The organism is Alitibacter langaaensis DSM 22999, from assembly GCF_003096995.1.
In the GTDB taxonomy this organism is placed as follows: domain Bacteria; phylum Pseudomonadota; class Gammaproteobacteria; order Enterobacterales; family Pasteurellaceae; genus Exercitatus; species Exercitatus langaaensis.
This window is the reverse complement of record NZ_QENU01000009.1, coordinates 34,555-48,124: the sequence shown is the minus strand read 5'-3', so window position 1 is coordinate 48,124 and position 13,570 is coordinate 34,555. Positions and strand designations below refer to the sequence as shown.

15 protein-coding genes are annotated in these 13,570 nt (G+C 40.4%); 14 read left to right on the top strand and 1 reads right to left on the bottom strand.

Annotated features, from left to right (window positions below; translation table 11 throughout):
- The first annotated feature begins 160 nt into the window (after positions 1-160).
- From glnS to C8D76_RS06910, 3 genes are all read left to right on the top strand, one after another.
- On the top strand, positions 161-1,828 hold the full coding sequence (glnS, locus tag C8D76_RS06915) for a glutamine--tRNA ligase (protein WP_116632062.1): 1,668 nt from the start codon (positions 161-163) through the stop codon (positions 1,826-1,828).
- Position 1,829: 1 nt separating this feature from the next.
- Entirely contained in the window at positions 1,830-1,976 is a 147-nt protein-coding gene (locus C8D76_RS09910) for a putative periplasmic lipoprotein (protein WP_165814352.1), read from the top strand.
- Positions 1,977-2,065: 89 nt separating this feature from the next.
- Positions 2,066-2,506 carry a YcgN family cysteine cluster protein gene (locus C8D76_RS06910; protein ID WP_207775009.1) on the top strand — a complete coding sequence of 147 codons (441 nt, stop codon included), beginning with the start codon at positions 2,066-2,068 and terminating at the stop codon, positions 2,504-2,506.
- 54 nt (positions 2,507-2,560) lie between these two features.
- Here C8D76_RS06910 and C8D76_RS06905 read toward each other — a convergent pair whose 3' ends face one another.
- Complete coding sequence (locus C8D76_RS06905) at positions 2,561-3,175, bottom strand: DedA family protein (protein WP_116632061.1); 615 nt, start codon at positions 3,173-3,175, stop codon at positions 2,561-2,563.
- A gap of 191 nt (positions 3,176-3,366) precedes the next feature.
- On the opposite strand from C8D76_RS06905, the gene rplY reads away from it, so the two are divergent.
- From rplY to folC, 11 genes are all read left to right on the top strand, one after another.
- Positions 3,367-3,654, top strand: a complete 288-nt coding sequence (gene rplY, locus C8D76_RS06900; RefSeq protein WP_116632060.1) for a 50S ribosomal protein L25 — start codon at positions 3,367-3,369, stop codon at positions 3,652-3,654.
- 419 nt (positions 3,655-4,073) lie between these two features.
- Positions 4,074-4,283, top strand: a complete 210-nt coding sequence (locus C8D76_RS06895) for a cold-shock protein (RefSeq protein ID WP_116632059.1) — start codon at positions 4,074-4,076, stop codon at positions 4,281-4,283.
- A gap of 356 nt (positions 4,284-4,639) precedes the next feature.
- Positions 4,640-5,434 carry a tRNA pseudouridine(38-40) synthase TruA gene (truA, locus tag C8D76_RS06890; protein ID WP_116632058.1) on the top strand — a complete coding sequence of 265 codons (795 nt, stop codon included), beginning with the start codon at positions 4,640-4,642 and terminating at the stop codon, positions 5,432-5,434.
- A gap of 208 nt (positions 5,435-5,642) precedes the next feature.
- Positions 5,643-6,266: an L-threonylcarbamoyladenylate synthase gene (locus C8D76_RS06885; protein ID WP_116632057.1), complete on the top strand. Its 624-nt coding sequence runs from the start codon at positions 5,643-5,645 to the stop codon at positions 6,264-6,266.
- A gap of 104 nt (positions 6,267-6,370) precedes the next feature.
- Positions 6,371-7,477: a 23S rRNA pseudouridine(2605) synthase RluB gene (gene rluB / locus C8D76_RS06880; RefSeq protein WP_116632056.1), complete on the top strand. Its 1,107-nt coding sequence runs from the start codon at positions 6,371-6,373 to the stop codon at positions 7,475-7,477.
- Between the two features lie 144 nt (positions 7,478-7,621).
- On the top strand, positions 7,622-8,593 hold the full coding sequence (gene cysB, locus C8D76_RS06875; protein WP_116632055.1) for an HTH-type transcriptional regulator CysB: 972 nt from the start codon (positions 7,622-7,624) through the stop codon (positions 8,591-8,593).
- A gap of 48 nt (positions 8,594-8,641) precedes the next feature.
- Positions 8,642-9,511 carry a DMT family transporter gene (locus C8D76_RS06870; protein ID WP_116632054.1) on the top strand — a complete coding sequence of 290 codons (870 nt, stop codon included), beginning with the start codon at positions 8,642-8,644 and terminating at the stop codon, positions 9,509-9,511.
- A 99-nt stretch (positions 9,512-9,610) separates the two neighbouring features.
- Positions 9,611-9,979, top strand: a complete 369-nt coding sequence (locus tag C8D76_RS06865) for an RnfH family protein (RefSeq protein WP_116632053.1) — start codon at positions 9,611-9,613, stop codon at positions 9,977-9,979.
- A complete protein-coding gene (locus C8D76_RS06860) occupies positions 9,976-11,175 on the top strand; it encodes a ribosomal protein uL16 3-hydroxylase (protein ID WP_116632052.1) in 1,200 nt (399 codons plus the stop codon). Before C8D76_RS06865 ends, C8D76_RS06860 begins: the two co-directional genes overlap by 4 nt.
- A 79-nt stretch (positions 11,176-11,254) precedes the next feature.
- Positions 11,255-12,145, top strand: a complete 891-nt coding sequence (gene accD, locus C8D76_RS06855) for an acetyl-CoA carboxylase, carboxyltransferase subunit beta (RefSeq protein WP_116632051.1) — start codon at positions 11,255-11,257, stop codon at positions 12,143-12,145.
- Positions 12,146-12,156: 11 nt separating this feature from the next.
- Positions 12,157-13,476, top strand: coding sequence for a bifunctional tetrahydrofolate synthase/dihydrofolate synthase (gene folC / locus C8D76_RS06850; protein ID WP_116632050.1), 1,320 nt, complete (start codon positions 12,157-12,159; stop codon positions 13,474-13,476).
- Positions 13,477-13,570: the final 94 nt, after the last annotated feature.

Genomic DNA, 13,570 nt, shown 5'->3' with positions numbered 1-13,570 from the left:
CTATGCTAAAGAATGTGTTAATTGGAATAGCATTATTAATGTTCAACTAGGAGTGAAGTAGTCCGATTATTTCACAAAACATTCATATTTTTAACCGCACTTTAAATTTCCTTGTAAAACCTGTAAAATACAAGGAATTTTTTTATGGTAATAAAGTATTATGACAACAGAAAATATTGAATTAGAGAGTGCATCTCGTCCAACCAATTTTATTCGCCAAATCATTGATGAAGATCTTGCAAGCGGTAAGCATAATAATGTTTACACCCGTTTTCCGCCTGAGCCGAACGGTTATCTACACATTGGGCATGCAAAATCAATTTGTTTAAATTTTGGTATTGCGCAGGATTATCAGGGCAAATGTAATTTGCGTTTTGATGACACAAACCCTGTGAAAGAAGATGTGGAATATGTGGATAGTATTAAACAAGATGTGGAATGGTTAGGTTTCCGTTGGGAAGGGGAGCCACGTTATGCATCGGATTATTTCGATCAGCTTTATGGTTATGCCATTGAGTTAATTGAAAAAGGTTTAGCCTATGTGGATGAGCTTTCACCCGAACAAATGCGTGAATATCGTGGTACATTAACAGAACCGGGTAAAAATAGTCCATATCGTGATCGTAGTGTTGAAGAAAATTTAGCCTTATTCGAAAAAATGAAAAATGGTGAATTTGTCGAAGGCGCGGCTTGTTTGCGTGCGAAAATTGATATGGCATCGCCATTTATTGTGATGCGTGACCCTGTCATTTATCGTGTTAAATTTGCCACTCATCACCAAACAGGCGATAAATGGTGTATTTATCCAATGTACGATTTTACCCATTGTATTTCTGATGCCATTGAGCGTATTACGCATTCATTGTGTACATTAGAATTCCAAGACAATCGCCGTTTATATGATTGGGTGTTGGAGCATATTTCAATTGAGCGCCCATTGCCACATCAATATGAATTTTCCCGTTTAAATTTGGAAGGAACTTTAACCTCTAAACGTAAATTGTTGAAATTAGTGGAAGAGGGCGTTGTGGATGGTTGGAATGATCCACGTATGCCAACCATTTCAGGTTTGCGCCGCCGTGGTTATACGCCAGAATCATTGCGCGAATTTGCTCGCCGTATTGGGGTGACGAAGCAAGATAATGTTGTGGAATTTGCCGCACTGGAAAGTTGTATTCGTGATGATTTAAATACGAATGCGCCACGTGCAATGGCGGTAATCAATCCATTACGCATTGTGATTGAGAATTTCGGTGAGAAAGAAATTTTAACCGCGCCGAATCATCCAAATCGTGAAGAATTAGGTACGCGCCAGTTGCCATTCACCAAAGAGCTTTATATTGATCAAGCGGATTTCCGTGAAGAAGCGAATAAACAATATAAACGCTTAGTGTTAGGCAAAGAAGTGCGTTTGCGTAATGCTTATGTCATCAAGGCTGAGCGCGTAGAAAAAGATGAGCAAGGCAATATCACTTGTGTATATTGCAGTTATGATCCTGAAACGCTAGGTAAAAATCCTGCCGATGGGCGTAAAGTGAAAGGCGTGATTCAATGGGTATCCGCAACAGAATATTGCCCTGCAGAATTCCGCCAATATGCTCGTTTATTTAATATGCCAAATCCGGGCGCAGAAGAAGACATTATTGCGGCGATTAATCCCGATTCATTAATTGTGAAACAAGGGATTGTAGAAGTCAGTCTTGCACAGGCTCAGCCTGAGAAAGCCTATCAGTTTGAACGCGAAGGGTATTACTGTGCGGACAACAAAGATAGTCGTGAAGGGCATTTGGTCTTTAACTTAACGGTGAGTTTAAAAGAGGGTTTCTAAGATGAAAAAATTAATTTTAGCCGCGCTAGCTGTGCTGTTTATTGCAGCGTGCTCGCAACCTAAAGATATTTATTTTAACGGTTCTGAAGGCTCACATTCAGGCTTGAAATATGACAAAGCAAACGCAAGTTTTGGCGTTAATCGTTAAATTATCATTGATTTAATATGCCTAAGTGCGGTCAAAATTTTCATTTTTTTGACCGCACTTTTTTTGACTATACCATTTTTGAGATGAACATGAATTTAAGCCCTGAATTTTGGAAACATAAATCTTTGCTAGAAATGAATGAAGCAGAGTGGGAAGCCTTATGTGACGGCTGCGGAAAATGCTGTTATCGTAAATTTATCGAAGGGCGTGGTAGGCGCGAAAAATTATATTACACACGTATCGCTTGTGATTTGTTAGATTTACAATCAGGGCGTTGCAGTGATTATAACAATCGTTTCAAGCTGGACACCGAATGTACCAAACTGACAAAGAAAAATTTGCCCCAATTTAACTGGCTGCCGTCAACCTGTGCTTATCGTTTGCTCTATGAAGGCAAGCCTTTGTTTGATTGGCATCCGCTGATTTCTGGTAAGGCGGATTCAGTAAAATTAGCCGATATACAAATAAAAAATGGCATTCATGAACGAGATGTTATTGATTGGTTTGAATTTGTGATTGATGAACATTAGGCTGAAAATAATATGCGGCGATAAAAAAGCTAGGATTAACCTAGCTTTATTTTGTTATGCATTAGCTTGTTTATTTTTTTTCGCTTTATAGATTTTCCAGCCGATGAAAAGGGCGAGTAAACCTAAAATAATATAAAGCCCCGATTGCCCAGTTTTAATTTGTTCAGCCAACCATTCACGATTATTTGCACCATGCTCACCAAGGTAAACCCAAATAGGAACAGAAATAATCGCCGCGAAGAAATCGAGTAGTAAAAAACGGAGATAACTAACACGGCGGGTAATGCCCGATACCATATAAATAGGGGCGCGTAGTCCTGGCAAAAAGCGAGCGACAAAAAGAACGCGATTACCATATCGATCAAATTTAGCACGCACCATGCGTAATCGCTGCAACGTTAAGATACGGCGCATAGGTTTAAAACGCAAAATTCTCACGCCATAAATACGCCCTAGCCAGTACATTGTGCTGTCACCAAGTAATACACCCAACATACTCACGGCTAACATGATATGCACATTAACGCTTTCAGGATAAAGCCCCGCAATAATACCGCCAGAAACGAGCGTAATATCTTCAGGAATTGGCACACCGAACCCACAAATAATGAGTACAAAAAGTACCGCCCAATAACCATAATCAGTGAAAAAACTAACTAATAAATCCATATATCACCTAAAAAAGACAAGCCCATTTATTTTGCCCTTTTTAGGCTTAAATTGCTAGTTTAAATTTGATTTCCGCACAAGAATTCATTATAATCCGCGGTCTCAACGCTATTGTTGAGCAATTTATGGGAAGTTGCTGGGTCGCCTGCAATTTCTGTCAATCTAATCTTACATTTAAAGAGAACATTAACATGGCATTTAAATTTAACGCTGAAGTTCGTACAGCGCAAGGTAAGGGTGCGAGCCGCCGCCTGCGTCATAATGGTCAAATTCCTGCTATCGTTTACGGTGGTAAAGAAGAGCCAGTTTCAATCGTATTAAACCACGATGAATTAAACAACGCACAAGAAAACGATTCTTTCTATTCAGAAGTGATCACTTTGGTTATTGATGGTAAAGAAGTTGCTGTGAAAGTACAAGCAATGCAACGTCACCCATTCAAACCAAAATTAGTTCACATCGACTTTAAACGCGCATAATTTAAGATTATCAGCGATTTAAGCGTGAAAATGTTTCGAATTGCAAAATAATTTTGAAACATATTTAGATTAAACATAAGCCCTTTTGTAAAAGCAAAAGGGTTTTTTATTGTCGTTTTATTAAAAAGGAACAAAATATCTTGTCAGTTAGAGCCATTGTATTAACTATATTTGAGTATTTTCATCTTTTTTACAATAAAAATGAAATAAAGCTTGTGTTAATGTAATTATCGTGTTCTAATGCGTCTCAGCTAGACAGCAGTTTAATAAAAGTTAGTTATTACAGTTCTTCCCCATTACAAGTTCTAAATTTGTTCCTTGAAGTTTCTTTTAATACCCATCTCGATTTAAGTTCACGTTATTAGCACTTAACGCTTGATTCAAGCACACAAATTTAAAATTTAAAAAAGGAAGACAACATGTCTAAATTAAATGGCTTAGTAAAATGGTTTAACTCTGATAAAGGTTTCGGTTTCATCACTCCATCAAATGGTGGAAAAGATGTTTTCGTTCATTTCTCTGGAATTATCGGCAATAACCGCCGTAATTTAAATGAAGGCGACCACGTAGAATATAATCTACAAGATTCACAACGCGGTCCTGCAGCTGTAGATGTAGCAGTTATCTAGTTATAACGATTTGCTTATTAACCTCCTTTAATAGGAGGTTTTTTATTTTCTAATTTTATCACCCCATTCAGATCGTAGTTTTTAGATTTTTTCAGTCTTAACTTTAAACCACATTTCTACGAAATATACTTAAAATCACTATAATTTTTCATTTTCTTATAAATTTTTAGGAAAATCATTCTCATCCTAAACAACACCACAAAGAGCCCAAATAAAATTGCTCAAAAATGAAATAAAGTGCAGCGCATTTTGAAAAAAACTTCGCCAAAAATGACCGCACTTTTGGTTTTATTGCTGATTTATGCTTTATTTTTGTGATAAAGTGCGGTCGTTTTTAGATTAATTTAGAGAAAAAGATGAAAATTGCCTTAGGGATCGAATATAGCGGTAAAAATTATTTTGGTTGGCAGCGTCAAGAGAAGGTTTCGAGCGTGCAGGAAGCCTTAGAAAAGGCATTGTCTTTTGTGGCAAATGAGAAAATTGAAGTATTTTGTGCGGGGCGTACAGACAGTGGCGTGCATGGCACAGGGCAAGTGGTGCATTTTGAGACGGATGTGATTCGTCCAGAAAAAGCTTGGGCATTTGGCACCAATGCTAATTTGCCGGATGACATCGCGGTGAAATGGGCAAAGCAGGTGGACGATGAATTTCATGCGCGTTTTTCGGCAACTGCCCGCCGTTATCGCTATGTGTTATATAGCAATAAATTGCGCTCTGCCATTTTGCCCTATGGGATAACGCATACACATTTGTCGTTAGATCATGAAAAAATGCAGCAAGCGGGGCAGTTTTTGTTAGGCGAAAATGATTTTTCCTCTTTTCGTGCTGCGCAATGCCAGTCGCACACGCCTTGGCGTAATGTTCATCATTTGCAGGTTACTCGCCATGGTGATTACATTGTGGTGGATATTAAAGCCAATGCCTTTGTGCATCATATGGTGCGTAATATAGTGGGCAGTTTAATGGAAGTGGGGTGTGGTCGCCAGCCCGTAGAGTGGATTGAATGGCTATTAGCGCAAAAAGATCGCTCACTTGCTGCGCCAACGGCAAAGCCAGAAGGTTTATATTTAGTTCGAGTGGATTATCCTGAAAAATTTCAACTCCCTAAAACGCCAATGGGGCCGTTATTTTTGCTTGAGAATTTAGGTTAATGTTTAAAAATTAAATCTTGGCTAGAATTATGAAACGGCTAGGAAACTGTGTTTAACCTGAGATTTTTTATTCGGTATGCCATTATGCCTAACCCATTGAGAAAATGGCCACGTTAAAATTCAGAAATTCTCAATAACAAAAGGTTATAGGTTATGTAAAAATTGCGGTATAATTCACCGCACTTTTTATTGGCAAGGAAGTGAAAATATGAGCCAATTTTTTTATATTCACCCAGAAAATCCGCAATCTCGTTTGATTAATCAATCCGTTGAGATCTTAAAAAATGGTGGCGTGATTGTTTATCCCACCGATTCTGGCTATGCGCTAGGTTGTTCTATTGGCGATAAACATGCAATGGATCGAATTGTTGAGATTCGTAGTTTGCCGGAAAATCACAATTTTACCTTGGTATGCAGTGATCTTTCCGAACTTTCCCATTATGCAACGGTGAGTAATCAAGCTTATCGTTTGATTAAAAATAATACACCAGGGCGTTATACGTTTATTTTAAGCGCAACCAAAGAATTACCACGCCGCTTGATGACATCAAAACGTAAAACGATTGGCTTGCGTGTGCCAGATAATCAGATTGCGTTGGATTTATTAACCGCACTTGGTGAGCCAATTTTGTCTTGTTCACTGATGTTGCCGAACGAAGACCATATCACACAATCTGATCCTGAAGAAATTCGAGATAGATTAGAGCGCAAGGTGGATTTAATTATTCACGGCGGTTATCTCGGGCAAGAGCCAACAACGGTTGTGGATTTAACTGAAAACACCCCCGTGATTTTGCGTGAAGGCAGTGGCGCAATCGACCCCTTTATTTAATTATGATGGTGAAGGCGTAATGCGATTGGGCATTGAGCTTGCATAGCTTAGTTTTATTCATTCACCGTCAACAACGACGCTTGTGAAAGCGACAAGGAATATTTATGAAATTTCAAACATCCCGTCAAAAAAATTCAGAAAATCAACCGCACTTTGCGCGCAATGAGCGCAATAAAAATAGCGAACGTGTGAACCATTCTCAAACTGGCGAAAGCCGTAGCCGTTTATCTCGTGAACCGCGGGCTAGTAGCAAAAGTGCAGTGAAAAGTAGTGAAGAAAAAGCAAAATTTGAACGCAAACCTTTGCCAATGCGCAAGCCTAAACCTACTGTGGCGGTAGAACGTAAGCCGACAGTAGAAGGGGAAAAACTGCAAAAAGTGCTGGCTCGAGCAGGGCAAGGATCTCGCCGTGAAATTGAAGCCGTTATTGCTGCAGGGCGAGTTTCTGTTGATGGCAAAATTGCGACACTTGGTGACCGCGTCACTATTCATTCTGGTTTAAAGATTCGTGTTGACGGACATTTAGTGAATTTAAACGCAGTACAGAAAGACGTTTGCCGCGTATTAATGTATTACAAGCCCGAAGGCGAACTTTGCACAAGGCACGATCCCGAAGGTCGGGCAACAGTGTTCGACCGTTTGCCACGTTTAACAGGCGCGCGCTGGATCGCTGTCGGGCGTTTGGATATTAACACTTCGGGATTGCTTTTATTCACCACAGACGGCGAACTTGCTAACCGCTTAATGCATCCGAGCCAAGAAGTTGAACGCGAATATTCCGTGCGCGTGTTTGGTCAAGTTGATGATGCTATGTTGCAGCGCTTGCGTAAAGGTGTGCAATTAGAAGATGGCGTGGCGAATTTTAAAACAATTAAAGCTGTCGGCGGCACAGGGTTAAACCAATGGTTTGATGTCACTTTAATGGAAGGGCGCAATCGTGAAGTGCGCCGTTTATGGGAAAGCCAAGGCATTCAAGTGAGCCGCCTTATTCGTATTCGTTATGGCAATATCCAATTAATGAAAACCTTGCCGCGTGGTGGTTGGGAAGAAATGGATTTAGCCAATGTAAATTATCTGCGTGAGCTAGTGGGTTTGCCGGCGGAAACTGAAACGAAATTAGATGTTACCCAACCTAAACGTCGCGTTAAAACAGGGCAAATTCGCCGCGCGGTAAAACGCTATTCTGATGCGACAAAACGCTATAAAAAATAATAGGAAAAAATTAGTGAACTTGTCGAACATTTAGATAATGTGATTTTTGCGTTCGACAGTTCATTCATTGTTTTATTCATCGTCTTATGAGCCGTCTTAATTGCTTTTTAATTACCAAAGTGCGGTTAAATTTTAAGGTGTTTTATGAAAATCCAACAATTACGTTATATCGTTGAAATAGCAAATCAAAATTTAAATGTGACCGAAGCCGCCAATGCGCTTTATACCTCCCAACCGGGAATTAGTAAGCAAGTTCGTTTGTTGGAAGATGAACTCGGGTTAGAAATTTTTGAGCGTAACGGCAAGCATATTAAAGCGATTACCCCTGCTGGGAAAAAAATTATTGGAATCGCGCGTGAATTATTGGTGAAAACGCAGTCGATCCGTGCCATTGCAGAAGAATACACTCAGCCCAATCACGGCATATTGCGCATTGCCACCACAAATACACAAGCTCGCTATATGCTGCCAGCCGTGATTGAGAAGTTTTCTAAACAATATCCCGATGTGAGTTTGCACGTTCACCAAGGCTCGCCAAATCAATTATATGATGCCTTGCTTTCTGGAGAAGTGGATTTTGCGATTACAACGGAAGCGCAATATTTATTTGACGATGTCATTTTATTGCCTTGCTATAAATGGAATCGTTCGATTGTCGTGAAACCTGATCATCCCTTGGCAAAATTAAAAAATGTGACGATCGAAGAGCTAGGCAAATATCCCCTTGTCACTTACACCTTTGGTTTTACGGGCGTGTCGGATTTGGATTATGCCTTTAATAGCGCAGGAATTTTGCCGAATATTGTGTTCACGGCGACAGATGCCGATGTCATCAAAACCTATGTTCGTCTTGGCTTGGGCGTGGGCATTATTGCCTCTATGGCGCATACGGAATCCGATAGCGATTTAGTCGCCATTGATGCCAGTCATTTGTTTAAATCTAGCGTTACTCAAATTGCATTTAAGCACAGCACCTTTCTACGAAACTATATGTATGATTTTATTAATTATTTTTCACCGCACTTAACCAAATCTAAAGTGGAACAAGCCGAAAGCCTACGGGATAATGCTTCTGTACGGAAATTATTTGAAGGCATTGCGTTAGAAGAAAAATAATCATCGATAGGCGCAACTTCTGCGCCTATTTCACATCATTGAGGTTTTATGCATTTTTTAATTTTGGCTATTATTTGTAGCGTTTCCGTTTCGGTTTTATTTAAACTCACCAAAAAATATCAAGTCGTGATTCCACAAATGATCGCCTTTGGTTATGTGGTGGCGTTGTGTTTAAGCTACGCGTTATTAAAACCTGATTTTCAAGGCTTAAGTTTCACCGAATTTTTTATCCAAAGCCCCGCTAAACCTATTTTCTTAACCTTAGGGATTATTTTGCCTTTAGGTTTTTTAGTCATGTCAAAAGCCATTGAATATGGTGGTATTGTGCGCACCGATGCCGCGCAGCGTTTGGCATTATTTTTGCAAATCATTGCCGCCGTTGTCCTGTTTAATGAAACCTTAAGCGATTTTCGGATCGCAGGCGTGGTGATTGCTTTTGTTGCCTTATTTTGTTTGTTATTTAAGCCCGCCAGTGCGGTGGGAAATGCGTTAAAAGCGAGCCTTGCTTTAGCTGGCGTTTGGCTAATTTGGGGCGTAACGGGGATTTTATACAAAAAAGTCGCGCTTATGGGCGGCGCATTTCCTACATCCTTATTTATTTCCTTTTCAGTGGCAGCGGTGGTAATGTTTTTGTTTTTATTACTTAAACGCACCCAATGGACCGTGCCAAGTTTTGTGGGCGGATTGATTTTAGGCTGTCTGAACTTTGGTAATATTTTGTTTTATATCTACGCCCATCAATATTTCAAAGAAAACCCAACGATTGTTTTTGCAACGATGGATCTTGGCGTAATTTGTGTCGGCGCAATTGTTGGTGCAGCGTTCTTTAAAGAACGAATGAGCAGAATAAATATTGCAGGAATTGCCTTAGGTATAGCGGCAATTAGCTTGATGTATATTGAAAAATTAATCGCATAAAAACATTCAAATTTTTGACCGCACTTTGGGGAAATAACCAATAAAATTGTTAAAATTTTGACCGCACTTTGCGCCAAATAAACCAATTCTAGGATTAAAATGGAACAAATTCATATTGAAATCGCTTATGCATTGCCGCATAGCCACTATTTAAAATCGTTCACGGTGGATGCTAGCACAACAGTGCAAACAGCCATTTTGCAATCGGGGATTTTGCAGCAGTTTGCTGAGATTGATCTGCGGGAAAATAAGGTTGGCGTGTTTGGTCGCCCTGTTAAATTAACGGACGGGCTTAAAAACGGTGATCGCATTGAAATTTATCGCCCATTATTAGCCGATCCGAAAGAAATTCGCCGCAAGCGAGCAGCGCAGCAGCAAGAACAACAGCAAGAACAACAGCAAAAACAACAACGAGAATTAGCCGCTCAAAAAGCAGCAGAAAAATTGAACAAAGGAGAAACACGATGACCATTCAATCTTGCCTACCAACCGAAATTACCCCCGAAATTTTCCTGCGTGATTATTGGCAGAAAAAGCCACTTGTCGTGCGTAATGCGATGCCACAAATTGTAGGAATGTTTGAACCTGAAGATATTTTCCAACTCGCCACCAATGAAGATGCAACAGCACGTTTATTAAAGCAATATTCCGATGACGATTGGCGGGTGAAATTAGGCGAGATTACCGAAGAAGATCTTGCCGATGTGCCAGAAAAATGGTCTGTTTTGGTGCAAAATATGGAGCAATGGTCTGAGGAATTGGGCGAAATGTGGAATGCCTTTGGCTTTATCCCGCAATGGCAGCGCGATGATATTATGGTGTCCTACGCCCCTAAAGGCGGTTCTGTGGGAAAACATTATGACGAATACGATGTGTTTCTCGTGCAAGGTTATGGACATCGCCGTTGGCAGTTAGGGAAATGGTGTGATCCGAGTACAGAATTTAAGCCAAATCAGCCTATTCGTATTTTTGATGATATGGGCGATTTAGTGTTAGATGAAGTGATGGCACCGGGCGATTTGCTCTATATTCCATCACGAATGGCGCATTATGGCGTTGCTCAAGACGATTGTTTAACCTTTTCCTTCGGTTTGCGCTATCCAAATCTCAGCGATTTGCTGGATAACATTAATCGAGGCTTTTGCCACCAAAATCCTGAATTAAATCTCACGGAATTTTTAGTGCCATTGCGCTTAACGCAAACCACTCAACCAACTGGAAAATTGGGCGAGCCAGAAATTCAGTTAATGAAACAACAATTCCTACAAACGTTAGCCAATTCTGCGGAGTTTCATCGTTTATTCCAACAAGCGGTGGCAACAACAGTAACTTCAAGACGTTACGACATATTAGTTTCGGATGAACTGGCTGACCCTGATGAATTACAAGCATGGTTCGATGATGGGGCATTGCTTGTGCAAGACAATAATTGCAAGCTCTCTTATTTAGAAAACCCATTAGAAATTTATGCGAATGGGGAATTATTAGATGAACTGAATGAGTTAGAAAAAGCCGTATTAAAACGCCTTGCCGATGGTGAAGCATTAGATTGGGCGAGCCTGCAAGAGATGGCAATGCAGCTTTCAGCTGATGATGATTTAATCACTTTATTGATAGATAGTATTTGCAACTGGTTGGACGATGGCTGGGTGTTGTGCAAGTAACCTATACTTATGGCTAGTATATTTCCCATTTTTATGGTTAAATACGCAGAATTTTTCGTTTTAACAAAGAAGGTTAAAAATGAGCTGGATTGATAAGATTTTTAGCAGAGAAAAGACCACCTCAGATTCCCGCAGAGCGAATGTGCCAGAGGGCGTGTGGACTAAATGTACTTCCTGTGCGCAAGTTTTATATCGTGATGAATTAAAACGCCATTTAGAAGTGTGTCCAAAATGCGGACATCATATGCGAATTGATGCCCGTGAACGTTTAGAAGCATTATTGGATAAAGACAGTATTGTTGAGATTTCAGCAGAACTTGAGCCAAAAGACGTATTAAAATTTAAAGATCTCAAAAAATATTCAGATCGTATTAAAGCCGCACAAAAAGAAACAGGCGAAAAAGATGCACTCATTACGGTATCTGGCACCCTTTACGGTATGCCAATTGTTGCCGCAGCCTCAAACTTCAGCTTTATGGGCGGTTCAATGGGTTCAGTCGTTGGGGCGAAATTTGTGAAAGCCGCAGAAGAAGCAATGGAAAAAAATTGTCCATTCGTTTGTTTTTCTGCATCAGGTGGCGCGCGTATGCAAGAAGCCTTGCTTTCATTAATGCAAATGGCAAAAACCAGTGCCGTGCTTGCCAAAATGAAAGAAAAAGGCGTGCCTTTTATTTCTGTACTCACCGATCCAACCTTAGGCGGTGTGTCGGCAAGTTTCGCCATGTTAGGGGATTTAAACATTGCTGAACCTAAAGCGTTAATTGGTTTTGCAGGCCCACGCGTGATTGAACAAACTGTGCGTGAAAAATTACCCGAAGGTTTCCAACGTGCTGAATTTTTATTAGAACATGGCGCCATTGATATGATTGTCAAACGTTCTGAAATGCGAGAAAAATTAGCCAGCGTTTTAAGCAAATTAACACGTCAGCCATCGCCATTTGTAGAACCAGAATTAATTGCTAGTGAATAATTAAACCCATTATGAAACATAATTTAAAAGCCACTTCGCCACTAAACGAGTGGCTTTCTTATTTAGAAAATAGCCATTTTAAAGCCATTGATTTAGGGCTTGAGCGTGTAAAAGCGGTTGCGCAAGAATTAGATTTGCTCACGCCCGCGCCTTTTGTGATTACGGTGGGGGGCACCAATGGCAAAGGCACGACTTGTCGCTTATTAGAAACCATATTGCTGAACGCGGGTTATCGTGTGGGCGTTTATTCTTCCCCGCATTTGATCCGTTATAACGAGCGAGTTCGCATTCAAAATGAAGATGTCGCTGATGAATTGCATACCGCTTCTTTTGCGTATATCGATGAAAACAAAACTCAGTCGCTCACTTATTTTGAATTTAGCACACTTTCGGCGTTGCATTTATTTAAACAAGCTAAGCTAGATGTAGTGATTTTAGAAGTGGGGCTAGGCGGACGCTTAGATGCCACGAACATTGTGGACGCCGATCTCGCTGTAATCACCAGCGTTGATATCGATCATGTGGATTTTTTAGGGGATAACCGAGAGTTAATCGGTTTTGAAAAAGCGGGTATTTTCCGCGAAAATCGCCCCGTTATCATTGGTGAACCCGATGTGCCAAATTCGATGCTCGATCATGCAAAATCATTACATTGCCAAGTTTCTCGCCGTGATGTGGATTGGTCATTTGAGCAGAAAGCGCAGCATTGGGTATGGCAAAGTGAAAAAGTGCGGTTAGAAAATCTACCGTTTTGTCAGATCCCATTGCAAAATGCTGCCACCGCATTAGCCGCTGTGCAAGCGTTGCCTTTTAAAATTACAGAAGATGTTATTCGCCAGTCGCTAAAAAATGTGGAATTAACAGGGCGTTTTCAACCTTTAAAAGCATCTCAACTTGAAATTTTGGCGCATAAAATGGGGAAAAACAGCGCAGAGATGCCACAAGTAATTATTGATGTTGGGCACAATCCCCATGCCGCGCGTTATTTAAGCGAAAAATTGACCGCACTTAAAGCCCAAATTTCGGGGCGAATTATTGCCGTTTTTGGCTTGCTTAAAGACAAGGATGCACAAGGCGTGATTGAGCCTTTATTACCCGTTATTGATGAATGGCATTGTGTCAGCCTAAACGTCCCACGGGGGCAAACAGGGCTTGAATTGCAACAAAAATTAAATAACGTGGTAGGAAAGGGGAGCGTTCATAGCGATATTGCCGATTCCGTTGAGATTGGCGTTCAGCAAGCAGTGAAAAGTGTGGTCAAAAATGACGTAGTTTTAGTGTTTGGCTCATTTCATACCGTAGGTGAATTTCTGCAAATGCTGAATAGCTAAAAGCGTTTTGAATTGACACAAAAGTGCGGTCAAATTTGTGAAAGTTTTAGGAAAACTTCGTGAAAATTGACCGCACTTTGTTCGTTTTTATTCG

Bases quoted from the DNA above. Each gene is read 5' to 3' on its own strand.
- glnS (WP_116632062.1), top strand. From the start codon at position 161: ATGACAACAGAAAATATTGAATTAGAGAGTGCATCTCGTCCAACCAAT.
- C8D76_RS09910 (WP_165814352.1), top strand. From the start codon at position 1,830: ATGAAAAAATTAATTTTAGCCGCGCTAGCTGTGCTGTTTATTGCAGCG.
- C8D76_RS06910 (WP_207775009.1), top strand. From the start codon at position 2,066: ATGAATTTAAGCCCTGAATTTTGGAAACATAAATCTTTGCTAGAAATG.
- C8D76_RS06905 (WP_116632061.1), bottom strand. From the start codon at position 3,175: ATGGATTTATTAGTTAGTTTTTTCACTGATTATGGTTATTGGGCGGTA.
- rplY (WP_116632060.1), top strand. From the start codon at position 3,367: ATGGCATTTAAATTTAACGCTGAAGTTCGTACAGCGCAAGGTAAGGGT.
- C8D76_RS06895 (WP_116632059.1), top strand. From the start codon at position 4,074: ATGTCTAAATTAAATGGCTTAGTAAAATGGTTTAACTCTGATAAAGGT.
- truA (WP_116632058.1), top strand. From the start codon at position 4,640: ATGAAAATTGCCTTAGGGATCGAATATAGCGGTAAAAATTATTTTGGT.
- C8D76_RS06885 (WP_116632057.1), top strand. From the start codon at position 5,643: ATGAGCCAATTTTTTTATATTCACCCAGAAAATCCGCAATCTCGTTTG.
- rluB (WP_116632056.1), top strand. From the start codon at position 6,371: ATGAAATTTCAAACATCCCGTCAAAAAAATTCAGAAAATCAACCGCAC.
- cysB (WP_116632055.1), top strand. From the start codon at position 7,622: ATGAAAATCCAACAATTACGTTATATCGTTGAAATAGCAAATCAAAAT.
- C8D76_RS06870 (WP_116632054.1), top strand. From the start codon at position 8,642: ATGCATTTTTTAATTTTGGCTATTATTTGTAGCGTTTCCGTTTCGGTT.
- C8D76_RS06865 (WP_116632053.1), top strand. From the start codon at position 9,611: ATGGAACAAATTCATATTGAAATCGCTTATGCATTGCCGCATAGCCAC.
- C8D76_RS06860 (WP_116632052.1), top strand. From the start codon at position 9,976: ATGACCATTCAATCTTGCCTACCAACCGAAATTACCCCCGAAATTTTC.
- accD (WP_116632051.1), top strand. From the start codon at position 11,255: ATGAGCTGGATTGATAAGATTTTTAGCAGAGAAAAGACCACCTCAGAT.
- folC (WP_116632050.1), top strand. From the start codon at position 12,157: ATGAAACATAATTTAAAAGCCACTTCGCCACTAAACGAGTGGCTTTCT.